Source organism: Aquamicrobium sp., from assembly GCF_023954335.1.
Classification (GTDB): Bacteria; Pseudomonadota; Alphaproteobacteria; order Rhizobiales; family Rhizobiaceae; genus Aerobium.
This window is the reverse complement of sequence record NZ_JAMLIE010000001.1, coordinates 548,892-573,636: the sequence shown is the minus strand read 5'-3', so window position 1 is coordinate 573,636 and position 24,745 is coordinate 548,892. Positions and strand designations below refer to the sequence as shown.

General features: G+C 68.4%; 21 protein-coding genes. 14 read left to right on the top strand and 7 right to left on the bottom strand.

Going from position 1 to position 24,745, the window contains the following annotated elements; translation table 11 throughout:
• Position 1: 1 nt before the first annotated feature.
• The 6 genes from M9945_RS02835 to M9945_RS02810 form a co-directional block, all read right to left on the bottom strand.
• Positions 2 to 817, bottom strand: a complete 816-nt coding sequence (locus M9945_RS02835; RefSeq protein WP_367931165.1) for an ABC transporter permease — start codon at positions 815 to 817, stop codon at positions 2 to 4.
• Entirely contained in the window at positions 807 to 1,763 is a 957-nt protein-coding gene (locus M9945_RS02830) for an ABC transporter permease (protein ID WP_367943319.1), read from the bottom strand. Before M9945_RS02830 ends, M9945_RS02835 begins: the two co-directional genes overlap by 11 nt.
• Entirely contained in the window at positions 1,760 to 2,764 is a 1,005-nt protein-coding gene (locus tag M9945_RS02825) for an ABC transporter ATP-binding protein (RefSeq protein WP_367943318.1), read from the bottom strand. Before M9945_RS02825 ends, M9945_RS02830 begins: the two co-directional genes overlap by 4 nt.
• 200 nt (positions 2,765 to 2,964) lie before the next feature.
• The gene (locus M9945_RS02820) at positions 2,965 to 4,125 is read right to left on the bottom strand and encodes an ABC transporter substrate-binding protein (RefSeq protein WP_367943317.1); all 1,161 of its coding nucleotides are present in this window, start codon (positions 4,123 to 4,125) and stop codon (positions 2,965 to 2,967) included.
• 129 nt (positions 4,126 to 4,254) lie between these two features.
• A complete protein-coding gene (locus M9945_RS02815; RefSeq protein ID WP_367943316.1) occupies positions 4,255 to 5,166 on the bottom strand; it encodes a LysR substrate-binding domain-containing protein in 912 nt (303 codons plus the stop codon).
• Between the two features lie 63 nt (positions 5,167 to 5,229).
• Positions 5,230 to 6,903, bottom strand: coding sequence for an isovaleryl-CoA dehydrogenase (locus M9945_RS02810; RefSeq protein ID WP_367943315.1), 1,674 nt, complete (start codon positions 6,901 to 6,903; stop codon positions 5,230 to 5,232).
• Positions 6,904 to 6,948: 45 nt separating this feature from the next.
• Here M9945_RS02810 and M9945_RS02805 point away from each other — a divergent pair, with 45 nt between their 5' ends.
• The 11 genes from M9945_RS02805 to glpK all read left to right on the top strand — a co-directional run bounded on the left by M9945_RS02805 (position 6,949) and on the right by glpK (position 18,606).
• The gene (locus M9945_RS02805; protein ID WP_367943314.1) at positions 6,949 to 7,764 is read left to right on the top strand and encodes a PaaX family transcriptional regulator C-terminal domain-containing protein; all 816 of its coding nucleotides are present in this window, start codon (positions 6,949 to 6,951) and stop codon (positions 7,762 to 7,764) included.
• 107 nt (positions 7,765 to 7,871) lie between these two features.
• Complete coding sequence (locus tag M9945_RS02800; protein ID WP_367943313.1) at positions 7,872 to 8,564, top strand: DsbA family protein; 693 nt, start codon at positions 7,872 to 7,874, stop codon at positions 8,562 to 8,564.
• 7 nt (positions 8,565 to 8,571) lie between these two features.
• Entirely contained in the window at positions 8,572 to 9,039 is a 468-nt protein-coding gene (locus tag M9945_RS02795) for a protein-disulfide reductase DsbD N-terminal domain-containing protein (RefSeq protein WP_367943312.1), read from the top strand.
• 368 nt (positions 9,040 to 9,407) lie between these two features.
• Complete coding sequence (gene glpD / locus M9945_RS02790; RefSeq protein ID WP_367943311.1) at positions 9,408 to 10,934, top strand: glycerol-3-phosphate dehydrogenase; 1,527 nt, start codon at positions 9,408 to 9,410, stop codon at positions 10,932 to 10,934.
• A gap of 41 nt (positions 10,935 to 10,975) precedes the next feature.
• Complete coding sequence (locus M9945_RS02785) at positions 10,976 to 12,058, top strand: ABC transporter ATP-binding protein (RefSeq protein WP_367943310.1); 1,083 nt, start codon at positions 10,976 to 10,978, stop codon at positions 12,056 to 12,058.
• A 14-nt stretch (positions 12,059 to 12,072) separates the two neighbouring features.
• Complete coding sequence (locus M9945_RS02780; RefSeq protein WP_367943309.1) at positions 12,073 to 13,149, top strand: ABC transporter ATP-binding protein; 1,077 nt, start codon at positions 12,073 to 12,075, stop codon at positions 13,147 to 13,149.
• On the top strand, positions 13,146 to 14,012 hold the full coding sequence (locus M9945_RS02775; RefSeq protein ID WP_367931177.1) for a carbohydrate ABC transporter permease: 867 nt from the start codon (positions 13,146 to 13,148) through the stop codon (positions 14,010 to 14,012). The genes M9945_RS02780 and M9945_RS02775 overlap by 4 nt, the downstream gene beginning before the upstream one ends.
• A gap of 43 nt (positions 14,013 to 14,055) precedes the next feature.
• Entirely contained in the window at positions 14,056 to 14,928 is an 873-nt protein-coding gene (locus M9945_RS02770; protein WP_367944749.1) for a carbohydrate ABC transporter permease, read from the top strand.
• A 15-nt stretch (positions 14,929 to 14,943) separates the two neighbouring features.
• Positions 14,944 to 15,225 (top strand): DUF2160 domain-containing protein, encoded by a 282-nt coding sequence (locus tag M9945_RS02765; RefSeq protein ID WP_367943308.1) that lies wholly within the window; start codon positions 14,944 to 14,946, stop codon positions 15,223 to 15,225.
• 73 nt (positions 15,226 to 15,298) lie between these two features.
• A complete protein-coding gene (locus M9945_RS02760; protein WP_367943307.1) occupies positions 15,299 to 17,020 on the top strand; it encodes an ABC transporter substrate-binding protein in 1,722 nt (573 codons plus the stop codon).
• Between the two features lie 92 nt (positions 17,021 to 17,112).
• Entirely contained in the window at positions 17,113 to 18,606 is a 1,494-nt protein-coding gene (gene glpK / locus M9945_RS02755) for a glycerol kinase GlpK (protein ID WP_367944748.1), read from the top strand.
• Positions 18,607 to 18,612: 6 nt separating this feature from the next.
• Here glpK and M9945_RS02750 read toward each other — a convergent pair whose 3' ends face one another.
• Complete coding sequence (locus M9945_RS02750) at positions 18,613 to 19,794, bottom strand: acyl-CoA dehydrogenase family protein (protein WP_367943306.1); 1,182 nt, start codon at positions 19,792 to 19,794, stop codon at positions 18,613 to 18,615.
• Between the two features lie 160 nt (positions 19,795 to 19,954).
• Here M9945_RS02750 and M9945_RS02745 point away from each other — a divergent pair, with 160 nt between their 5' ends.
• The 3 genes from M9945_RS02745 to M9945_RS02735 are packed head-to-tail and all read left to right on the top strand — an operon-like array spanning position 19,955 to position 24,736.
• A complete protein-coding gene (locus tag M9945_RS02745) occupies positions 19,955 to 21,574 on the top strand; it encodes an acyl-CoA carboxylase subunit beta (RefSeq protein ID WP_367943305.1) in 1,620 nt (539 codons plus the stop codon).
• 17 nt (positions 21,575 to 21,591) lie between these two features.
• Entirely contained in the window at positions 21,592 to 22,746 is a 1,155-nt protein-coding gene (locus tag M9945_RS02740) for an acyl-CoA dehydrogenase family protein (RefSeq protein WP_367943304.1), read from the top strand.
• A gap of 16 nt (positions 22,747 to 22,762) precedes the next feature.
• Positions 22,763 to 24,736 carry an acetyl-CoA carboxylase biotin carboxylase subunit gene (locus tag M9945_RS02735; RefSeq protein ID WP_367943303.1) on the top strand — a complete coding sequence of 658 codons (1,974 nt, stop codon included), beginning with the start codon at positions 22,763 to 22,765 and terminating at the stop codon, positions 24,734 to 24,736.
• Positions 24,737 to 24,745 lie beyond the last annotated feature (9 nt).

Here is a 24,745-nt window from a genome sequence, read left to right as displayed (position 1 = left end):
ATCATTTGCCGGCTCCGGCGACCTGGTCGCCGTCGCGGGTGAGGTAGTAGGCGGCCAGGATCGGCAGGAACGTCACGAGGACGACGACCATGGCCACGACATTGGTGACGGGGCGCTGGCGCGGGCGCACCAGCTCCTCCAGCATCCAGATCGGCAGCGTCTGCTGCTGGCCGGCAGTGAAGATGGTGACGATGACCTCGTCGAAGGACAGCGCGAAGGCGAGCATGCCGCCGGCGAGCAGCGCAGTGCCGATATTGGGCAGGACGACATAGCGGAAGGTCTGGAACCCGTCGGCCCCGAGGTCCATCGAGGCCTCCATCAGCGAGCCGGAGGTGCGGCGGAAGCGGGCGATGGCGTTGTTGTAGACCACGACGACGCAGAAGGTGGCGTGGCCGAGGACGATGGTCCAGAACGAGAAGGGGATCTCGGCGAGGCTGAAGGCCGAGCGCAGCGCGATGCCGGTGATGATTCCGGGCAGCGCGATGGGCAGGATGACGATGAGCGAGATCGTCTCGCGGCCGAAGAAGCGCGAGCCGGAGACGGCGGCGGCGCACAGTGTGCCGAGCACCAGCGCGATCGCGGTGGAGACCGACGCCACCTTGACCGAGAGCAGCATCGCCTCCCACACATCCGGCCGGTTCCACGTCACGGCCAGCCATTTCGTGGTGAAGCCCGGGGGCGGCCACTGGTAGCTGCGCTCCTCCGTCGTGAAGGCGTAGACGAAAATCAGGAGGATCGGCAGGTGCAGGAAGGCGAGGCCGAGCCCGGCGGCGACCTTGAGGCCGAGCGGCGAGCGGCGTCCGGTGTCAGAGCGCATCGAAGGCCCCCCTTCGCTTGGCGAACCACAGATAGAAGCCCATGACGACGATGGGCACGACGGTGAAGGCGGCGGCGAGCGGGATGTTGCCGGCCGTGCCCTGGTGGGCATAGACCGCCTGGCCGATGAAACGGCGCGAGGTGCCGACGATCTGCGGGATGATGTAGTCACCCATGGTCAGCGAGAAGGTGAAGATCGAGCCGGCGATGATCCCGGGCAGCGCCAGCGGGAACAATACGTTGGTGAAGGTCTGGCGCGGCGAGGCGCCGAGATCGGCCGAGGCCTCGACCAGATTGCCCGGCACGCGCTCAAGCGCGGCCTGGATCGGCAGGATCATGAAGGGCAGCCAGACATAGAGGAAGACGAGGAAGGTGCCGGTGTGGCTGACGGCGAGCGAGTTGCCGCCGATGACGGGAATGGCGAGCCACGCGTCGAGCAGCCATGTCAGATGCAGCTTGGCGAACAGCCAGTTCAGGATCCCCTCGCGCGCCAGGATCAGCTTCCAGGCATAGACCTTGACCAGATAGCTCGACCACAGGGGCAGCATGATTCCGAGATAGAACAGCGCCTTCCATTTGCCGCGCGCGTAGCGGACGGCGAAATAGGCGATGGGAAAGGCGATGACCGCCGCGCCGACCGTGACGGAGGCCGACATCGTGAGCGTGCGCACGATGATGTCGATATTGGCCGGGTTGAGCAGCTCGGCATAGGTCGAGAGCGTGAACTCGCGGTTGATGAGGCCGGAATACTCGTCGATCGAGAAGAAGCTCTGCAAAAGCAGCGCGAACAGCGAGCCGAGATAGATGATGCCGAGCCACAGCAGCGGTGGCGTCAGCATCAGGAACAACGTCAGGCGCGGGTTGCGCCACAGCACGTCGGACAGCGCGCCGAAGACGCCGCCGCGGCCCGACCTAATGGGAGAGCCAACCGCCGCCGCCATGGTCATGACTGGTCCTCCATGATGTGGAGGTCGGCCCGGTCGAAGGCGAGCGTGACCGCGGCGCCGTCTTCCGGCAGCGGCGTGCCGGCCGGGATCACGGCATGGAGGCGCGCGCCGCCGGCGTCGAGGGAAAGCCGCGTCGACGCGCCGAGATAGGCGCGGGCGAGGACCGTGGCGGCGACGTGCTCCCCGGCGCCAGCCCCGTTGCCGGCGAGGCGCAGCGCCTCGGGCCGCAGGCTCGCCCACTGGCGCGTCCCGCCGTGGCCGGCGACGAAATCCGGCGGCAGCACGTTGGAGGAGCCGACGAAATCGGCGACGAAGCGCGAGCGCGGCCGCTTGTAGACATCCTCGGGCGTGCCGACCTGCATCACCCTGCCCTCGTTGAACACGGCGATGCGGTCGGCCATCGACAGCGCCTCGCCCTGGTCGTGGGTGACGAAGACGAAGGTGATGCCGAGCGCCTTCTGCAACGATTTCAGCTCGTCCTGCATCTGCTCGCGCAGCTTCAGGTCGAGCGCGCCGAGCGGCTCGTCGAGCAGCAGCACCTTGGGCCTGTTGACCAGCGCGCGGGCGAGCGCGACGCGCTGGCGCTGGCCGCCGGAAAGCTGGCCGGGCTTGCGCCCGCCATAGCCGGGCAGCTTGACCAGCTCGAGCGCGGCGGCGGCCTCGGCGTGCCGCTCGGCCTTCGCCACACCGCGCACCATCAGCCCGTAGGCGACGTTGTCGAGGACGTTGAGATGCGGGAACAGCGCGTAGTCCTGGAACACGGTGTTGACGTTGCGCCGGTAGGGCGGCACGCCCTCCGCCGTCTCGCCGAATATCTCGATATGGCCGGAGGTCGGCTGCTCGAAGCCGGCCATCAGGCGCAGGCACGTCGTCTTGCCGGAGCCGGAGGGCCCAAGCATGGCGAAGAACTCGCCCTCGCGGATGTCGAGATCGACGGCGTCGACCGCGCGCACCGCGCCGAAATGGCGCGAGACTTTCTGGAAGGAAACGGCTGTAGTCATGCTTGATTCCATTCGCGGAAATGGCGTCGCCGGCAAACCGGCGCGGCGGGGCGCTGCCCCTCATCCGCCTGCCGGCACCTTCTCCCCGTGAACGGCGAGAAGGGGGATTGGCCGGAACGCTGGCGATCCCCTCTCCCGTTCACGGGGAGAGGGCGGCCCGAAGGGTCGGGTGAGGGACGGCGCCGGCCTCTGCGGCTGGATTACCGCCCGCCGATGACGGCGATGTAGTCCGACACCCAGCGATAATAGGGCACGCACTCGCCCTGGCTTTCGCACTGGGTGATCGGGGTCTGCCAGAAGCGGACCTTCTCGAAATTGTTCGAGCCGTTCTGCTCGCAGACCTCCGCCGTCAGCATAACGGAGCCGTCGGTGCAGGCCGCCGGCACGGACGGGTTGGCGCCGAACCACAGCGACAGGTCGCTCTGGAGGTTCGAGTTCAGCGAATGCTCCAGCCACTTGTAGGCGCAGTTCGGATTGGCGGCGTCGGCATGCATCATCGAGGTGTCGGCCCAGCCGGTGACGCCCTCCTCGGGGAAGACCGAGGCGACCGGCGCGCCGTCGGCCTTCAACAGGTTGACCTGGAACGGCCACGAGCCGGAGGCGACCACGCCCTCGTTCTTGAAGTCGTCGATCTGGATGAAGGCGTCGTGCCAGTAGCGGCTGGCGAGCTGGCGCTGGCCGCGCAGCAGGTCGAGCGCGGCCTTGTACTGGTCCTCGTTCAGCTCGTACGGGCTCTTGATGCCGAGGTCGGGCTTGTGCGTCATCAGGTAGAGCGCGGCGTCGGCGATGTGGATCGGGCCGTCATAGGCCTGGATGCGGCCCTTGTTGGACTTGCCGTCCGGCAGGGTCTGCTCCTCGAACACCACGTTCCACGAGGTCGGCGCTTCCTTGAACACCTCGGTGTTGTAGGCGAGCACGTTCGGCCCCCAGACGTAAGGCACGCCATAGTGGACACCGTCCACCGTGTGCCAGGGCGCTTCCTTCAGCCGGTCGTCGAGCTTTCCCCAGCTCGGGATCAGGTCGATGTTGATCGGCTGGACGCGCTTGCCGGCGATCAGGCGGCGCGAGGCGTCGCCCGAGGCGGTGACGAGGTCGAAACCGCCCTCGTTCATCAGCGCCACCATCTCGTCGGAGGTGTTGGCGGTCTTGACCGAGACCTTGCAGCCGGTCGCCTCCTCGAACTTGGTCACCCAGTCGAATTTCGGGTCGGTCTCGCCCCTTTCGAGGAAGCCGGCCCAGGCGACGACGTTGAGCCGGCCCTCGCCCTCGCCCACCTCGGTCTTCATGTCCTGGGCCGCCGCCTGCGCGACGAAGCCGAGGGCGACGGTCAATGCGGTACAGGATTTCAGGAAGGATTTCATGGCAACGTCTCCCATTCGGGCGCCGCTCTCCGTGGCGGCTGCAACCCTCGGGGAAAAGGTCCGCCAAATCCTGCGCTTTCGCAAATTCATTTATCAGAAATGGCATATCGGAAAAACCGATACCTCGGCTTACCGTCCTTGACGGACAGCCCGCTGGCCCTGCGCCACGCCGATGAAGTTGCGCGCCTGCGCGGAAAGGCCGGAGCCGCGCCGCCACACCATGCCGACCTGCACCGCCGGCAGCGAGCCGGAAATGTCGCGGCTCTCGATGCGGTCGCCTTCGAGCGACCACGGGCGGTAGACGAGGTCGGGCAGCAGCGCTACCCCCGCGCCGGTGGCGACGAGGCTGCGCACGGCCTCGACCGAGCGGGTGCGGAACGCCACGTGCGGGCGCGCGCCGAGCGCGGCGAGCAGCTTGCCCGTCGCCTCCTCGATCTCGTCGATGGTGAGCATGATCAGCGGCTCGCGCGCCACGTCCTCGATGGAGATGATCTCCTCGCCGACCAGCCGGTGGCCGAGCGGCAGCCACAGCCGGTAGGGCGAGACCTCGAGGATCTCGGCCTGGAGCGCCATGCGGTCGCGCAGGTTGGAGATGACCATCACCGCGACGTCGAGCTCGCCGCCGACGAGGAGATGCTCGAGATAGTCGCCATTGTCCTCGATGGCCGAGACCGAGACGGACGGCCACGCCCGCCGATAGCGGGCGAGAAGGTCGGAGAGCACGTAGCCGGCGACCAGCGAGGTGACGCCGAGATGGAGCTCGCCGCCGCCGGCGGCCTTGTCGTCGGAAAAGGCCTGCCGCGCGTCGGAGACGCCGGCGAGGATGCGCGTGGCATGGCGCAGGAACTGGTGGCCCTTGTGGGTGATCGACAGGCCGCGCGAATGGCGCTCGAACAGCTCGACGCCGAGATCGGTCTCCAACTCGCGGATCGCCTCCGTCACCGACGATTGCGAGATCGACAAAGCCTGTGCGGCGCGGCTCACCGCGCCCTGCTCGGCAACGGCGATGAAATACTGAAGCTGGCGGAGCGTGAAGGCCATGCCGCGATGGTGCCGCAGCGGCCGGGCAAGGGCAAGCGCCCGCCTCCCCCGCCGCGGCCATCTTCAGGCAGCGGCCATGGCGCGATCGATCAGCAGGTCGACCGGCGCGTCGGCGTGAAGCGTGCCGAAGGCGAGGCCGTGCGCGCCGGCGAGCCGCGAGCGGCAGAAAGCGGCGGCTATTCTCGCCTGCCCCGAATGCAACAGCACCGAGGCCTGCAGCATCAGGGCGGCGCGCTCGACGATGAAGCGGCTGCGGAACTCCATCGTCTGCGGGTCGTCGAACAGCGCCGGCAGGCTCGCAAGCGCGACGTCGTAGTCGCCGTCCATGCCCTTCGCGGCCGCGAGCTCAGCCATGAGCGCCTCGCGCGTCTCCGGTTCCTTGCGCAGCGCGCGCAGCACGTCGAGGCACTGGACGTTGCCCGAGCCTTCCCAGATCGAGTTGAGCGGCGCCTGCCGGTAGAGGCGCGGCATCATCGTCTCCTCGACATAGCCGATGCCGCCGAGGCACTCCTGCGCCTCGTTGACGAAGGGAACCGCGCGCTTGCATATCCAGTACTTGCCGATGGCCGTGGCGATGCGGGCGAGCGCGGCCTCGTGCTCGTCGCGCGAGGCGGTGTCGATGGCGCGGGCGATACGCAGGGTGAGCGCGATCGCCGCCTCGCTTTCGAGCGCGAGGTCGGCGAGCACGTTGCGCATCAGCGGCTGGTCGATGAGCAGCTTGCCGAACGCCTTGCGCTGGCGTGTGTGGTGCAGCGCCTGCACCAGCGCCTGGCGCATCTGCGAGGACGAGCCGGTCATGCAGTCGAGCCGCGTCAGCGCCACCATCTCGATGATGACCTTGATGCCGCTTCCCTCCTCGCCGACCAGCTCGCCGAACGCGCCCTGGAACTCGACTTCCGAGGAGGCGTTCGACCAGTCGCCGAGCTTTTCCTTCAAACGCTGGATCTCGACCGCGTTGCGCGCGCCGTCCGGGCGGAAGCGTGGCACGAGGAAGCAGGAGAGACCGCCTTCGGCCTGCGCCAGCACCAGATGCGCGTCGCACATCGGCGCGGAGAAGAACCATTTGTGGCCGACGAGCGCGTAGGAGCCGTCAGGCTGGCGCACGGCGCGGGTGGTGTTGGCGCGCACGTCCGAGCCTCCCTGCTTCTCGGTCATGCCCATGCCGATGGTGCAGCCGGTCTTCTCCTCCATCGGAATGCTGCGCGGGTCGTATTCGGTGGAGATCAGCTTCGGCACCCACTTCTCTGCCAGCGCCGGATTGTGGCGCAGCGCCGGGATCGCGGCATAGGTCATCGACATCGGGCAGCCGACGCCGGCATCGGCCTGCGAGCCGACATACATCACCGCCGCGCGCGCCACATGCGCGCCGGCGCGGTTGGCGTTGCGCCAGGCGAAGCCGTTCATGCCGTAGCGCATCGCCTCGCCCATCAGCTCGTGATAGGCGGGGTGGAATTCGACCTCGTCGATGCGCCGCCCGTAGCGGTCGAAGGAGCGCAGCTTCGGCCTGTTCTCGTTGGCGGTGTAGCCGAGATCGACCAGCCGGCCGCCGGCCAGCGCGCCGTATTCCTCCAGATGATCGGTGGCCCAGCGCGCGCCCTCGCGCTCGACCGCCTCGCGCAGCGCCGGATCGCTCTGCCAGACATTGTAGTCGCGCAGCGGCAGCGGCTGATTTTCCACTTCGTGGGTGTGGAAGCGGCTGCTAAGGGACGGAGAATCTGAGACGGAAGCGGACGACATGGCGGTTCCTCGACCTGAAGGCTTTTGGCATATAAATTACATATTATGACCGAAATCGTCAATTCATGTAATATATCGGAACCCGACCCGCGCCGCGTCGTGCTCAACCTCCTGCGCGCCGCCGGCGGCGGGGAACTCGGCGCGCCCGAGGCGGTGAAGGCCGGGGCACTGTTCGGCATCTCGGCCAACAGCATGCGCGTCACCCTTGCCCGCCTGTCGCGGGCCGGGCTGGTCGAGGCGGCGGCGCGCGGGGTCTACCGGCTGGGGCCGGCCGGCCGTGCCATCGCCGCCGACGTCTCAGGCTGGCGCGAGGCGGAAACGCGGCTCGCGCCATGGCAGGGCCGCTGGGTGGCAGCCGCCACCGGCGGTTTGCCGCGCTCCGATCGCAAGCTTTTACGCACACGCAGTCGCGCCCTGTCGATGCTCGGCATGCGCGAGCTCGAGAACGGCCTCTACATCCGGCCGGACAATTTTTCCGGCGGGGTGGCGGCGGTGCGCGCGCGCCTCGCCGGGCTCGGGCTGGAGAAGGAGGCCGCCGTGTTCGGCGTCGACGATCTCGACGGCGACCGGCAGCGGGCGGCGATGGCGCTGTGGGCGGCGGACGCGCTGGAGGAGACCTACCGGCAAAGCGTGGCGCGGCTCGACGCCTGGATGGCAAACGCCGCCGCGCTGCCGCTCGACGTGGCGGCACGCGAAAGCTTTCTTCTCGGCGACGACGCCATCCGCCGCATCGTCTTCGACCCGATGCTGCCGGCGCCGCTGGTCGACGCGGCGCAGCGGCACGCCTTCATCGAAGCGGCCTGCCGGTTCGACGACCTCGGCCGCCGCATCTGGGACGATTTCCTCGGCCGGGCCGGCTAGCCGACACGCAAGTCGAGAGATTGTGATTTGGCTTTCGCGGCGAAGCGGGGCCCAAGGAAGCGCACCGCGCTCGCCGGCCGGTGCGGGACGAGAACGAAGGGAACGGCATGACCCATTTCAACGCGCCGGATGTCGCCTCCGGCTTTTCGCGGCGCTGGCTCGATGCCGCGCCGGCAGGCGCGCGCCTCACTCGCCGCGCCATCCTCGCCGGTCTGGGCGCGCTCGCCGCTGCCGGCCCGGCCGCGGCAAGCCAGCCGGACGACCTTTCCGGCGAGATGATCCTCAACGACCCGGCCGCGCCGGTCGGCGGCAATCCCCGTGGCGACGTCACCATCGTCTCGTTCTTCGACTACAATTGCCCGTTCTGCAAACGCACGGTCGCTCCGCTGACAAAAGTGATGAAGGCCGACGGCAGGATCCGCCTCGTCTACAAGGACTGGCCGATCCTGACGCAATCGTCGGTCTACGGCGCGAAGCTGGCGCTGGCGGCGAAATACCAGGGCGGCTACGAGAAGGCCTACCACGCGCTGATGGCGATCGACGGCGGGCGAGTGCCGGAGGCGAGGATGCGCGAGGCGCTCACCGCCGCCGGCTTCGACATGGGGCGGCTGGAACGGGACGCCAAGGCTAGGAACGACGAGATCACCACGCTCCTGCGCCGCAACAACGCGCAGGCCGAGGGGCTGGGGCTTCAGGGCACGCCGGTGTTCCTCGTCGGCCCGTTCCTCGTCGCGTCGGCGCTGGACGAGGCCGGGTTCAGGCAGGTGATCTCCGACGCGCGCGACGCGCAGAAGGGCTGAGGCGAGCATGGACCGCCGCGCGTTCCTGATGTTTCCCGCCGCGCTGCTGTTCGCCGCGGCGGCGCGCGCCCAGCCGGCCCGCCTCCTGCCGGCGGAGGAGGCGTTCCGGCTTTCGGTGAGACGCGAGGCGGGCGGCGTGCTCGTCTTCCGCTGGGACATCGCCCAAGGACACTATCTCTATCGCGAGCGCTTCGAGGCACGCGACGCCGGAACCGGCGCGCCGCTGGCGCTCGACACCGGGCCGGGGTTCATGGAGGAGGCGGACGCCAATTTCGGCCCGTCCGAGGTCTATTACGGCGAGGCGGTCGCCCGGCTCACGCCCGGCGAGGCGGCGCGCGTCAACCTCGTCTCGCAGGGCTGCCGCAAGAACGAGATCTGCTACCCGCCCGTCTCCGTCACGGTCGACACCCGCTCGCTGGCGATAGACGAAGCCGGCGGCGGTCTCGACCTCGACGCAGCGCCGGAACCGCGCTGACGAAAGCGGCCCGGCCGAAAGAAGCCCGTTATCGCTTTCGTTTTCTGAAAAACGAAACCTTTATCCTGCCGCGCACAGCCTTCCCGCACGGAAGCGATCCGGCCGCACGGCGACAAGCTCCCGCCAACATGCTGACTTTCCGGGAGATTGAAAGGCCCAGACCTAACAGGCGACGGACCTCGATCCGGATGGAAACGGCTTTCGATTCCCTCTCCGGAAAGGGCAAGCGAACAGCCTCATCCGGGCCGTCTCATCGCCGAAGCTTTCTGTCATCTTAATTTCATTTGACATTCGTTTTACATTCGCAATAATTCTCCTAAGCAAGAATTACCAGAAAATGCGCGTCGCAAGACGCATGGGAGGCGCGCGTGGGCGGCGAAGCTATCCACGACATCTTCATCATCGGCGGCGGCATCAACGGCTGCGGCATCGCCCGCGACGCGGCGGGCCGGGGCTTCTCCGTCTTTCTCGCCGAGATGAGCGATCTCGCCAGCGGCACCTCCTCCGGCTCGACCAAGCTGATCCATGGCGGCCTGCGCTATCTGGAATTCTACGAGTTCCGGCTGGTGCGCGAGGCGCTGATGGAGCGCGAGGTGATCTGGAGGAGCGCCCCGCACATCGTCTGGCCGCTGCGCTTCGTGCTGCCGCATGCGAAAGGCATCCGCCCGGCATGGATGATCCGGCTCGGCCTCTTCCTCTACGACCATATCGGCGGGCGCAGGCTGCTGCCGCCGACGCGCACGCTCGACATGCGCAGCGATGCGGCCGGCAAGCCGCTGAAGAAGCTGTTCCGCCGCGCCTTCGAATACTCCGACTGCTGGGTCAACGACGCGCGCCTCGTCGTGCTCAACGCCCGCGACGCCGCCGACCGCGGCGCGACCATCCGCACCCTCTCCCGGGTGACAGGCGCGCGCCGCGAGGCGGGCCTGTGGGCCGTGACGGTCGAGGACGCCGCCACCGGCGAGACCGCGACTGTCCGGGCAAGGCTGCTCGTCAACGCCGCCGGCCCGTGGATCGACGAGGTGCTGTCGCAGACGATAGGCCAGAACGGCGCGCACAATGTGCGCCTCGTCCAGGGCAGCCACATCGTCATCGAGAAGAAATTCGCCGACCCGCGCGCCTATTTCTTCCAGAACCGCGACGGCCGCATCATCTTCGCCATCCCCTACGAGAACGACTACACGCTGATCGGAACCACCGACCGCGACTATGAGGGCGACCCCGGCGCGGTGACGATCACCGAGTCCGAGATCGACTATCTGTGCGCGGCGGCAAGCGAGTATTTCGTCGAGCCCGTGCGGCGCGAGGACATCGTCTGGACCTATTCGGCGGTGCGCCCGCTCTACGACGACGGCGCCTCGAAGGCGCAGGAGGCCACGCGCGACTACGTGCTGATGGCCGAGGCGCCGGCAGGCGAAGCGCCGCTGATCGACGTGTTCGGCGGCAAGATCACCACCTATCGCCGGCTCGCCGAGCACATGCTGGAGAAGATCGAGGGCTTTCTCGGCCCGCGCGGGGCGAAGTGGACGGCAAGCGCGCCGCTGCCCGGCGGCGACTTCGCCCCCGACGGCTTCGAGCGCGAGGTGGCAAGCCTCAGAGCCGCCTATCCCTTTCTCGAGGCGGCGCATGCGGCGCGCCTCGTGCGCCTCTACGGCACGCGGGCGCGCGTCCTGCTCGGGCCGGCGCGGGCAGTGGCCGATCTCGGCCGCCATTTCGGGGCCGACCTCTACGAGGCGGAGATCCGTTATCTCATGGCCCATGAATGGGCCGCGACCGCCGAGGACGTGCTGTGGCGGCGCACCAAGCGCGGCCTGCGCCTGACGGCAAGGGAGGCTGCAGCGCTGGAGGACTACATGCGAGGAATCGCCCGGGAACGGAGCACGGCGGCCGAATAGCGGCCGCCCTTCGCCGGGCGGGCTTCTCTGGGAGGAGGAGAATGCTGGAACTCGATCAGGTGACGAAGACGGTGAACGGCGCGGACCATATCCGCGACGTGTCGCTGAAACTTCGCCACGGCACGCTCAACGTGCTGCTGGGGCCGACGCTTTCGGGCAAGACGACGCTGATGCGGCTGATGGCCGGCCTCGACCAGCCGACCGGCGGCCGCGTCCTGTTCGACGGCAAGGACGTGACCGGCGTCGCCGTGCAGAAGCGCAACGTCGCCATGGTCTACCAGCAGTTCATCAACTATCCGGCGATGACGGTCTACGACAACATCGCCTCGCCGCTGAACGTGGCGGGCGCGGACGCCGCGACGATAAGGCGTGAGGTCGGCCGCGCCGCCGAGTTGCTGCGCCTCACCCCCTATCTCGACCGCACCCCGCTCAACCTGTCCGGCGGCCAGCAGCAGCGCACCGCACTGGCCCGCGCCATCGTCAAGAAGGCCGGCCTCGTGCTGCTCGACGAGCCGCTGGCCAATCTCGACTACAAGCTGCGCGAGGAGCTGCGCGCCGAGCTGCCGAAGATATTCGAGGAGTCGGGCGCGATCTTCGTCTACGCCACGACCGAGCCGTCCGAGGCGCTGCTGCTCGGCGGCAACACGGCGACGCTTTCCGAGGGCCGGGTCACTCAGTTCGGCCCGACGGTCGCGGTGTTCCGCGAGCCGGTCGACCTCGTCACCGCCATGACCTTCGCCGACCCGCCGCTCAACACCATCGTCCTCGAGAAGCGCGGGGCCGTCTTCGCGCTGGAGGGCGGCGTCGGGCTGCCGGTGCCGGCGCAGGCCGCCCACGCGCCGGACGGCGTCTACACGGTCGGTTTCCAGCCGCACCACCTGTCGCCGCAGCGCGGCTCGGCCGGGGCGGTGCCGGTCACGGCCAAGGTGACGATCACCGAGATCACCGGCTCGGAGAGCTTCGTCCACCTCGCCTTCGCCGACGCCGGCTGGGTGATGCTGACGCCGGGCATCCTCGCCTTCGAGCCGGACGAGCGCGTCGAGGTGTTCATCGACCCGCGCCATCTGATGGTGTTCGACGCGCAAGGCCGCGCCGTGCGCGGCCCGGCAAGACAAGCGGCCTAAAGAGGGAGGGCATCATGGCGCGCATCGACCTCGACCACATCCGCCACGCCTATGGCGAGCGCCCGCAATCGGAAGACGACTACGCGCTGAAGGAAGTCACCCACACCTTCGAGGACGGCGGCGCCTACGCGCTGCTCGGACCCTCCGGCTGCGGCAAGACCACGCTGCTCAACATCATCTCGGGTCTGATCCACGCGTCAGAGGGGCGGCTGCTGTTCGACGGGCAGGACGTGACCCGGCTTTCGACGCAGGAGCGCAACATTGCCCAAGTGTTCCAGTTCCCGGTCGTCTACGACACGATGAGCGTTTACGACAACCTCGCCTTCCCCCTGCGCAACCGCGCCGTGCCGGAGCGGGAGGTCGACCGCAAGGTGCGCGAGACGCTGGAGATCATCGACCTCGCCGGCCTTGCCCAGAAGCGTGCCCGCGGCCTGACCGCCGACCAGAAGCAGAAGATCTCGCTCGGGCGCGGGCTGGTGCGCGCCGACGTCAACGCCATCCTGTTCGACGAGCCGCTGACCGTCATCGACCCGCACATGAAATGGGTGCTGCGCTCGCAGCTGAAGCAGCTTCACCGCCGCTATGGCTTCACCATGGTCTACGTCACCCACGACCAGACCGAGGCGCTGACCTTCGCCGACACGGTCGTCGTCATGTATGACGGCCAGATCGTCCAGATCGGCACCCCGGCCGAGCTGTTCGAGCGGCCGCGCCACACCTTCGTCGGCTATTTCATCGGCTCGCCCGGCATGAACGTGCTGCCGGTTTCGGTGTCCGGCGGCGAGGCGCGGATCGGCGAGGCGCGGATCGCGCTGCCCGGCGCCCCGGCGGCCGCGCTTTCCGGCACGGTCGAGCTCGGCATCCGCCCGGAGTTCGTCCGCCTCGGGCGCGAGGGCATGCCGGTCGGGATCGCCAAGATCGAGGATGTCGGCCGGCGCAAGATCGTGCGCGCGACGCTCGAAGGCCGCGACATCGCGCTGATCGCCGCCGAGGACGAGGAGATCCCCGCCGAGCCGCGCATAAGCTTCGACCCCGCCGGCATCAACCTCTACGCCGACTCATGGCGCGTAGAGCTGGGAGGCCGGCCATGAACAAGACCTGGAACAACAAGGCCTGGTTCATGGTGCTGCCGGTGCTGCTGCTCGTGCTGTTCTCGGCCGCGATCCCGCTGATGACGGTCGTCAACTATTCGGTGCAGGACACGTTCGGCAACAACGTCTTCTTCTGGGCCGGCACCGAATGGTACGAGCAGATGCTGAACTCGCGCCGCTTCTGGGACGCGATGGGCCGCAACCTCGCCTTCTCCTTCATCATCCTCGCCATCGAGATCCCGCTCGGCATCTTCATCGCGCTCAACATGCCGCGCAAGGGCTGGGGCGTGCCGGTCTGCCTCGTGCTGATGGCGCTGCCGCTGCTCATCCCGTGGAACGTGGTCGGCACGATCTGGCAGGTGTTCGGCCGCGTCGACATCGGCCTGCTCGGCCGCGCGCTCGCCGAGATCGGCATCGACTACAACTATGTCCGCGACCCGGTCGACGCCTGGATCACCGTCATCCTGATGGACGTCTGGCACTGGACGAGCCTCGTGGTCCTGTTGTGCTATGCCGGCCTCGTCTCGATCCCCGACGCCTACTACCAGGCCGCGCGCATCGACGGCGCCTCGCGCTTCGCCACCTTCCGCTACATCCAGCTGCCGAAGATGAAGCGGGTGCTGACCATCGCCGTCCTGCTGCGCTTCATGGACAGTTTCATGATCTACACCGAGCCCTTCGTGGTGACGGGCGGCGGGCCGGGCAATTCGACGACGTTCCTCTCCATCGACCTCGTCAAGATGGCGGTCGGCCAGTTCGACCTCGGCCCGGCGGCGGCGATGTCGATCATCTACTTCCTGATCATCCTCGCCCTGTCGTGGGTCTTCTACACGGTCATGACCAGCTATGACGGGGAGAAGTGAGATGGCCGACGCGAAGCACACGACGGCGACCAGCCTGCGCGAGATGCCGGCCGCCTCTCCCGCGCGCCCGGCCGAGGATGCCGGGCTCCAGCGCCGGATGCGCCGGCGCGGCGCCGCCTCCCGCTTCTGGTGGCTGGTGCCGACGCTCTACATCCTGTTCCTGATGCTGCCGATCTACTGGCTCGTCAACATGAGCTTCAAGACCAATGCCGAGATCACCGGCGCGTTCTCGCTGTGGCCGCAAAATCCCACCTTGCGCAACTATACGGTGATCTTCACCGACGCCTCATGGTATTCGGGCTACATCAACTCGATCATCTACGTGGTGATGAACACAGTGCTGTCGGTCGCCGTGGCCTTGCCGGCGGCCTACGCCTTCTCGCGCTACCGCTTCCTCGGCGACAAGCACCTGTTCTTCTGGCTGCTCACCAACCGCATGGCCCCGCCGGCGGTGTTCGCGCTGCCGTTCTTCCAGCTCTATTCCGCCTTCGGGCTGATCGACACCCACATCGCGGTGGCGCTGGCGCACTGCCTGTTTAACGTGCCGCTGGCGGTGTGGATCCTCGAGGGCTTCATGTCCGGCGTGCCGAAGGAGATCGACGAGACCGCCTATATCGACGGCTATTCCTTCCCGCGCTTCTTCGTGAAGATATTCATGCCGCTGATCGCGAGCGGAATCGGCGTCGCCGCCTTCTTCTGCTTCATGTTCTCGTGGGTCGAGCTGCTGATCGCCCGCACGCTGACGACGACCGACGCCAAGCCGATCGCCGCGACGATGACGCGCACGGTCTCGGCCTCCGGTCTCGACTGGGGCGTGCTGGCGGCCGCCGGCGTGCTGACGCTGATCCCCGGCGCGCTCGTCATCTGGTTCGTGCGCAACTACATCGCCAAGGGCTTCGCCCTTGGCCGGGTATGACGGGAGGGTATGAGGATGACCTTTTCCTGGATGGCCTGGACCTGGCCGACCGCCGCCTTCTTCGCCACCATCTTCGCCCTGCTCGCGGCGATGGCGGTGTGGGAATACGTCTCGCCGGGCGGCAACCCGCGCGTCGGCGTGCTGCGCTTCGAGACGACGCGCGGCGACCGCCTGTTCGTGTCGCTGCTCGGCTCCGCCTTCATCCATCTTGCCTGGCTGGGTCTCGTCGGACCCGACCTGTGGTGGGCTCTCGCCCTGTCTGTCGTCTACGCCATCGGCGTGTTCCGATACGTCTAGGGAGAAAGAAGACGGCCTCGCCGCGAACCCGCGGCGAGGCCGGACATGCAATCGCAATCCATGGGAGGAAATCATGCGACGGCAATTACTGGCATCGACCACCGCCTTCACGCTTCTGTTCGGGGCAATTCCGGCCTTCGCGGACATGGACGCCGCGCGCGCCTTCCTCGACGCCGAGATCGGCGACATGTCCGCGCTCGACCGCGCCGGGCAGGAAGCCGAGATGGAATGGTTCATCAAGGCGGCGGAAGCCTTCAAGGGCATGGACATCAAGGTGGTGTCGGAAACCATCACCACCCACGAATACGAGGCGCGGGTGCTGGCGCCCGCCTTCTCGAAGATCACCGGCATCAACATCACCCACGACCTGATCGGCGAGGGCGACGTCGTCGAGAAGCTGCAGACGCAGATGCAGTCGGGAGAGAACATCTACGACGCCTACATCAACGATTCCGACCTGATCGGCACCCACTGGCGCTACCAGCAGGCGCGCAGCCTGACCAAGTGGATGGAAAACGAGGGCAAGGACGTCACCAACCCCAATCTCGACATCGACGACTTCATCGGCAAGTCGTTCACCACCGCGCCGGACGGCGACCTCTACCAGCTGCCCGACCAGCAGTTCGCCAACCTCTATTTCTTCCGCTACGACTGGTTCAACGACGAGACTAACAAGGCCGACTTCAAGGCGAAGTACGGCTACGACCTCGGCGTGCCGGTCAACTGGTCGGCCTATGAGGACATCGCCGAGTTCTTCACCGGCCGCGAGATCGACGGCAAAAAGGTCTACGGCCACATGGACTACGGCAAGAAGGACCCCTCGCTCGGCTGGCGCTTCACCGACGCCTGGCTGTCGATGGCCGGCAACGGCGACAAGGGCATCCCGAACGGCCTGCCGGTCGACGAATGGGGCATCAAGGTCGACGAGAACTCGCGGCCCGTCGGCTCGTGCGTCGCGCGCGGCGGCGACACCAACGGCCCGGCCTCGGTCTACGCCATCGAGAAATATCTCGAATGGATGAAGAAGTACGCGCCGGCCGCGGCGCAAGGCATGACCTTCTCCGAATCCGGCCCGGTGCCGTCGCAGGGCGAGGTCGCCCAGCAGATGTTCACCTACACCGCCTTCACCGCCGACTTCGTCAAGGAGGGGCTGCCCGTGGTCAACGAGGACGGCACGCCGAAATGGCGCTTCGCCCCCTCGCCGCACGGCGTCTACTGGAAGGACGGCATGAAGCTCGGCTATCAGGACGCCGGCTCGTGGACGCTGATGAAGTCCACGCCCGACGACCGCGCCAAGGCGGCCTGGCTCTACGCCCAGTTCGTCACGTCGAAGACCGTCGACGTCAAGAAGAGCCATGTCGGCCTGACCTTCATCCGCCAGTCGACGCTCGACCACCAGAGCTTCACCGACCGCGCGCCCAAGCTCGGCGGCCTCGTCGAGTTCTACCGCTCGCCGGCCCGCCTGCAATGGTCGCCGACCGGCACCAACGTGCCTGACTATCCGAAGCTGGCGCAGCTGTGGTGGCAGGCGATCGGCGACGCCTCGTCGGGCGCCAAGACCGCGCAGGAGGCGATGGACTCGCTGTGCGCCGAGCAGGAGCAGGTGATGGCTCGCCTCGAGCGCGCCGGCGTGCAGGGCGACATCGGCCCCAAGCTCGCCGAGGAGCACGATCTCGAATACTGGAACAAGGACGCGGTGGCCAAGGGCAACATCGCGCCGCAGCTCAAGATCGAGAACGAGAAGGAACAGCCGCAGACCGTCAACTACGACGAGCTGGTCAAGAGCTGGCAGTAACCACGACTGCGCTGTAAGCTCGCGGGCGGGGGAGCGATCCCCCGCCCGCACCGCACCCGCCTTCCATGACCTTGATCCGCGACCGGCCGCCCATGCGCAAGCACATCCTCGCCATCGACCAGGGAACCACCTCCTCCCGCGCCATCGTCTTCGACGAGAAGATGGCCATCGTCGCCATCGGCCAGAAGGAGTTTCCCCAGCACTTCCCTGCCTCCGGCTGGGTCGAGCACGATCCCGAGGACCTTTGGGAGACGACGGTCTGGTCGGTGAAGCAGGCGCTGAAGAAGGCGAAGCTGAAGGCCGACGCCGTCGCCGCCATCGGCATCACCAACCAGCGCGAGACGACGGTGATCTGGGACAAGGCCACCGGCAAGGCCATCCACAACGCCATCGTCTGGCAGGACCGGCGCACCGCCGCCTTCTGCCAGAAGCTGAAGAAAAAGGGGCTGGAGCCGAAATTCGCGAGGAAGACCGGCCTGCTGCTCGACCCCTACTTCTCGGGCACCAAGATGGCGTGGATCCTCGACAAGGTGAAGAGCGCGCGCCGGCGCGCCGAGAAGGGCGAATTGCTCGCCGGCACGGTCGATTCGTTCCTGATCTGGCGGCTGACGGGCGGCGCGGTCCACGCCACCGACGCCACCAACGCCTCGCGCACGCTGGTCTACAACATCGTTGAAAACCGCTGGGACGACGAGCTTCTCGACATCCTGCGCATCCCGGCCGCCATGCTGCCAGAGGTGAAGGACTGCGCCGCCGATTTCGGCACGACGCAGAAAAGCCTGTTCGGCGCGGAAATCCCGATCCTCGGCGTCGCCGGCGACCAGCAGGCCGCGACCATCGGCCAGGCCTGCTTCAAGCCGGGCATGATGAAATCGACCTACGGCACCGGCTGTTTCGCGCTGCTCAACACCGGCGACGCGGTCGTGCGCTCTAGGAACCGGCTGCTCTCCACCATCGCCTACCGGCTGGACGGGCGCACCACCTATGCGCTCGAAGGCTCGATCTTCGTCGCCGGCGCCGCCGTTCAGTGGCTGCGCGACGGGGCGAAGATGATCGCCAAGGCCGCCGACAGCGGCCGGCTGGCGGCGGAGGCGGACCCGGCGCAGGACATCTACCTCGTGCCGGCCTTCGTCGGCCTCGGCGCGCCGCACTGGGACGCGGAGGCGCGCGGCGCGATCTTCGGCCTGACGCGCGGCTCCGGCCCGGCCGAGTTCGCGCGCGCGGCGCTCGAATCGGTCGCGTTCCAGACGCGCGACCTGCTCACCGCCATGCACCGCGACTGGAAGGCCAAGGGCAAGGCGACGGTGCTGCGCGTCGACGGCGGCATGGTTGCCTCGGACTGGACCATGCAGCGGCTGGCCGACATCCTCGACGCGCCGGTCGACCGGCCGCGCATTCTCGAAACCACCGCGCTGGGCGCGGCATGGCTGGCCGGCTCGCGCGCCGGCGTCTGGCCGGGCGCGGACGCCTTCGCCGAGAGCTGGGCGCTGGAGCGGCGCTTCCAGCCGCAGATGGACGAGGGCACGCTCAAGAAGAAGCTTGCCGGCTGGCAGGACGCGGTGCGGCGGACGCTGAGCCAGAACTGAGCCGGCTTAGAAACCCATCTGGCGGGCCGCGAGGTCCTTCAGGATCTCGTCGCCGCCGCCGCCGATGGACAGGACCTTGGTCTCGCGGAACACCCGCTCCGAGACGGTGCCGCGCATGTAGCCCATGCCGCCGAGGATCTGCACCGCGGCGTTGGCGACCGCGAACAGGGCGTCGGTGGCGGTGATCTTGGCCATGGCCGTGCGCGCGACATGAACGGGAAGCGCGTCGCGTTCGGCCATCCGCCGCTCGACCACGTCATAGAGCAGGGTGCGGGCCGCGTCGATCCGCATCGCCATGTCGACCAGCCGGTGGCGGATCACCTGGTTGTCGATGAGCTTGCGGCCGAAGGTCTCCCGCTCGCGCGCCCATGACAGCGCTTCTGTGAAGCAGGCTTCGGCCTGCCCGATCGCCTGCGCGGCGATGGTCAGCCGCTCGTCGTTGAAATTGAGCATCACGGCCGAGAAGCCCTCATGCTCGCGCCCGAGCAGGTTGCCCGCCGGCACGCGCACGTCGCGGAAGGTCAGATGCGCGGTGTCGGAGGCGTGCCAGCCCATCTTGTCGAGCTCGGCCCGCTCCAGCCCCGGCGCGTCGCCGTCGACGACGAGGAAGGAGATGCCGCGCGCGCCCTTCGAGGCGGGATCGGTGCGCACGGCGACGGTGAAGACGTCGGCCTGCATGCCGGAGGTGATGAAGGTCTTCTCGCCGTTGACGACATAGTGGTCGCCCTCGCGCCGGGCCGCGGTGCGCAGCGCGGCCACGTCCGAGCCGCCGCCCGGCTCGGTGACGGCGAGCGCCGCAATCTTCTCCCCGGCGATGATCGGCCGCGCGTAGGTTTCGAGGATTTCCGGCGAGCCGAGCTTCACGATCGGCGGCAGGCCGATCATGTAGGAGCCGAGCGAGGCGCAGACGCCGCCGGCCCCGGCGCGGGCGATCTCCTCGCTCGCCACGATCTGCATCAGGAAATCGCCGCCCGAACCGCCCAGCGCCTCGGGGAAGATCAGCCCCTGAAGGCCGATCTGCGCCGCCTTGCGGTAGAGCGCGCGCGGCAGGCGGCGCGCCTCCTCCCACGCGGCGATGTTGGGCGCGATCTCGCGCGCGACGAAGGCGCGCACTGTCCGGCGCAGCGCGTCGTGCTCCGCGGTGAGGAGGCCGAGCCCGGCAGGGCGTTCGAACAGTCCTTCGATCATCGGCGGCTTTCCTCGCTCCCGGATGCGTCTCGTGCGGACGATAGAGTCGGGCGCGGGCGCGTTCTTGCGGCGAGGCGCTGCCCCGCAGTGTCAGCGAGTGGACACAAGAAACCGCTGAGGCCACCGCCTAGTCTCGCGCCGTTAAGCAGGATTGACGCCCATGGCAGTGATCGAATCGACCGTCTCGACCGGCAGCGATGTCTTCCGCGCCAATCGCGACGGCATGCTGGCGCTGATCGAGCGCGTCGACGGCTTCCGCCGCCGCACCGAGGCGAAGTCGGCGGCCTCGACCGAGCGGTTCGAGAAGCGCGGCCAGTTGCTGCCGCGCCAGCGGCTGGCGCTGCTGCTCGATCCGGGCGCGCCGTTCCTCGAGCTTTGCGCGCTCGCCGGCCTCGGCATGGACACGCCCGACCTCGACAAAAGCGTGCCGGGCGGTGGCGTCATCGCCGGCATCGGCTTCGTTTCCGGCGCGCGGGCGATGATCATCGTCTCCGATTCCGGCATCGACGCCGGTGCGTTGCAGCCGATGGGGCTCGACAAGATTCTGCGGGCGCAGGAGATCGCGCTCGAAAACCGGCTGCCCTATGTCCAGCTCGTCGAGAGCGCCGGCGCCAATTTGATGACCTATCGCGTCGCCGACTTCATCCACGGCGGCACCACCTTCCGCAACCTCGCCCGCATGTCCGCAGCGGGCCTTCCGGTGATTACCGTCACTCACGGCTCGTCCACGGCCGGCGGCGCTTACCAGACCGGGCTTTCCGACTACATCGTCATGGTGCGCGGGCGCTCGCACGCCTTCCTCGCCGGTCCGCCGCTGCTCAAGGCCGCGACCGGCGAGGTGGCGAGCGAGGAGGAGCTGGGCGGCGCGGAGATGCACACCTCGATTTCCGGCCTCGGCGACTACCTCGCCGAAGACGACCGCGACGCCGTCCGCATCGCCCGCGAGATCGTGGCAAGGCTCGACTGGAACCGCGACCTGCCGCAAGCCGGGGCGCGCGGCTTTTCCCCGCCGCTCCACGACGCGCAGGACCTTCTCGGCATCATGCCGATGGACCACAAGCGCCCGGTCGACATGCGGCAGGTGATAGCCCGTATCGCCGACGGCTCCGACTTCCTCGAATTCTCCGAAAACTACGGCAGCGCCACCGTGTGCGGCCATTTCGCCGTCGAGGGCTGGCCGGTCGGCGTCGTCACCAACAACGGCCCGATCGACAGCGCCGGCGCGTCGAAAGCGACACATTTCATCCAGGCCTGCTGCCAGTCGCGCACGCCGATCCTCTATTTGAACAACACCACCGGCTTCATGGTCGGGCGCGAGGCGGAGGAGGGCGGCATCATCAAGCACGGCTCGAAGATGATCCAGGCCGTGACCAACGCCACCGTGCCGCAGATCACGCTCTATTGCGGCGCCTCGTTCGGCGCGGGCAATTACGGCATGTGCGGACGCGGCTTTTCCCCGCGCTTCTGCTTTTCCTGGCCGAACGCCAAGACCGCGGTGATGGGCGGCGAGCAGGCGGCCGAGACGATGCGCATCGTCACCGAGGCCGGCATGCGCCGCAAGGGCGAGGTCGACCATGCCAGGCTCGACCTGATGAAGAGCCGTATCATCGCGCATTTCGAGAGCCAGATGGACGTCTTCACCACCAGCGCGCAATTGCTGGACGACGGCGTCATCGACCCGCGCGACACCCGCGCGGTGCTGGCGACGACGCTTGCCATCTGCCGCGAGGCGGAAGCACGCCGGCCGCAGCCGATGCAGTTTTCCGTCGCGCGGCCATGAGGATCGGGGGACACCGGATGCAGCTTACCCACGAGCACGAAGAGATCAGGAACACGGTGCGCCGCTGGGCGGCCGAGAAGATCAACCCCCATGTCGAGCGATGGGAGGAGGAGGAAATCTTCCCGGCGCGAGAGGTGTTCGGCCAGCTCGGCGACCTCGGCCTGCTCGGCCTCGACAAGCCGGTCGAGAATGGCGGCCTCGGCCTCGACTATTCCTATCCGGCGGTGCTGGCCGAGGCGCTCGCCGCCATCGATTGCGGCGGCATCCCGATGGCCATCGGCGTGCAGACCGACATGGCGACGCCGGCGCTCGCCCGCCACGGCAGCAAGGAGCTGCGCGAGGCGGTCCTTGGCCCGGCGATCCGCGGCGAGGCGGTCTGCTGCCTCGGCGTGTCGGAGGTCGGCGGCGGCTCGGACGTCGCCGCGATCCGCACCACGGCGCGCAAGGACGGCGGCGACTACGTCATCAACGGCGGCAAGATGTGGACGACGAGCGGCACGCAGGCCGATTTCTGCTGCCTGCTCGCCAACACCTCGGACGGCGCGCCGCATCGCAACAAGTCGCTGATCGTGGTGCCGATGAAGACGAAGGGCGTCTCCGTCGCGAAGAAGATCCGCAAGATCGGCATGAACGCGTCGGACACGGCGCAACTGTTCTTCGACGACGTGCGCGTGCCGCAGGCGAACCGCATCGGCGAGGAAGGCATGGGCTTCGTCTACCAGATGGAGCAGTTCCAGTACGAGCGGCTGTGGGGCGCGCTGAACGCCGGGGCGATGGCGCAGCGCGCCATCGACATGACCGTCGACTACACGCGCGAGCGCAAGGCGTTCGGCCGCCCGCTCCTCGACAACCAGTGGGTGCATTACCGGCTGGCCGAGATGGAGACCGAGGTCGCCGCGCTGCGCGCGCTGTCGTGGCAGGGCGTGGAGACCATCGTGCGCGGCGAGGACGCCACGCGCATCGCCACCATGGCCAAGCTGAAGGCCGGGCGGCTGATCCGCGAGGTGGCCGACGGCTGCCTGCAATTCTGGGGCGGCATGGGCTACACGATGGACAACCACGTCGCGCGCATCTTCCGCGACGGCCGCGTCACCTCGATCGGCGGCGGCGCGGACGAGGTGATGCTCCAGATCCTGTGCAAGTTCATGGGAACCTTCCCCAAGGCGGGATGAGGCGGCCGGAGCGACGATGAGCGGAATGACACCCTTTTCCACCCTGCTGGTCGCCAATCGCGGCGAGATCGCGCTGCGCGTGATGAGGACGGCGCGCCGGCTCGGCTACCGCACGGTCGCGGTCTATTCCGAGGCCGACGCGGACGCCGCCCATGTCATGGCCGCCGACCGCGCCGCCTGCATCGGCGGGCCGCTGCCGGCGCAATCCTATCTCGACATCGAGGCGATCATCGACTCCGCGCGCCGGACGGGCGCGGACGCGATCCATCCCGGCTACGGCTTCCTCGCCGAGAACGCCGGCTTCGCCGAAGCCTGCCGCGCTGCCGGCCTCGTCTTCGTCGGCCCGTCGCCGGAGGCGATCCTTGCCATGGGCGACAAGGCGGGCGCGAAGCGGCTGATGGAGGAGGCCGGCGTTCCCTGCATCCCCGGCTATCAGGGCGAGGACCAGAGCGCCGGGCGCCTTGCCGAAGAAGCCGGGAAGATCGGCTTTCCGCTGATGATCAAGGCGGCGGCCGGCGGCGGCGGGCGCGGCATGCGGCTCTGCGAACGGCAGGAGGATTTCGCCTCGCTGCTGCGCGCGGCGCGCTCCGAGGCGCTGAACGCCTTCGGCGACGACACGGTCATCCTCGAGCGCGCCGTTGCCGAGCCGCGCCATGTCGAGATCCAGGTCTTCGCCGATCGCCACGGCCATGTCGTGCATCTGGGCGAGCGCGACTGCTCGGTGCAGCGCCGCCACCAGAAGCTGATCGAGGAAGCGCCCTCGCCCGCCGTCGACCCCGCCTTGCGCGCGCGGATGGGCGAGGCGGCGGTGGCCGCGGCGCGGGCCATCGGCTACGAGGGCGCGGGCACGCTCGAATTCCTGCTCGACCCGGACGGCCGCTTCTGGTTCATGGAGATGAACACGCGGCTCCAGGTCGAGCATCCGGTGACGGAGGCGATCACCGGCCTCGACCTCGTCGAATGGCAGTTGCGCGTCGCGGCCGGCGAGGCGCTGCCGCTCGCGCAGGACGAGATCGCCTTTGCCGGCCACGCCATCGAGGTGCGGCTGTGCGCCGAGGACGCGCGGCACGGCTTCATGCCGCAGAGCGGCACGATGCGCGGCTGGCGGCCGGCCGAGGGCATCCGCACCGACCACGCGCTCAGGCCGGGCGGCGCGATCCCGCCCTATTACGATTCGATGATCGCCAAGCTCGTCGCCCATGGCGCGACGCGCGAGGAGGCGCGGCGCCGGCTGCTGCTGGCGCTGGAGGAGATGACCGCGCTCGGCGTCGTCACCAACCAGGAATTCCTCGGCCGCTGCCTCGCTCATCCGGTCTTCGCCGCGGGCGAGGCGACCACCGCCTTCATCGGCCGGAACGAGGCCGCGCTGACGGCGCGGAACAGTGAGGCGCAGGCCCGCGCCACCGCGCTCGCCGCCTGGTTTATCCACCGGGCCGGCGCGGCCAATCACGGTGCGGCGGCGACGCTCGCCCCCGCGCTGCCGGTGGCGCTGAGCTTCACCCTCGACGGCGAGCCGGTCGCCGCGCGGGTGGCACAGCTTTCGCCGCACGACTTCGCCGTCGTTATCGACGGCGACGACCATCGCCTCGCGGCGGTGGGAAGCGACGGGGAAGGCGTCCGTTTCGTGCTCGACGGGGTGATGGAAAGCGCGGCCTTCGCGCAAGACGGCGCGACCGTCGATTTCCGCTATCGCGGCGCGGTGTGGTCGGCGCGCGACCTGACCCGCGCGCCGGCCGCGCGCGTCGGGGCGGCGGGTGGCGACGGCAAAGTAAGGGCGGCGATGAGCGGGCGCGTCGTCGCGGTCGAGGTCGCGGCGGGCACGGCCGTCACGCCCGGCCAGCCGCTGGTCACGCTGGAGGCGATGAAGATGGAGCATGTCCACGCCGCCGACATTGCCGGGCTGGTCGCGGCGGTCACCGTCGCACCCGGCGATCAGGTCGCCGCCGGACAGGTCCTGATCGAGATCGCGCCGGACAGTGCCGGAGGGTAAACGGCCTGC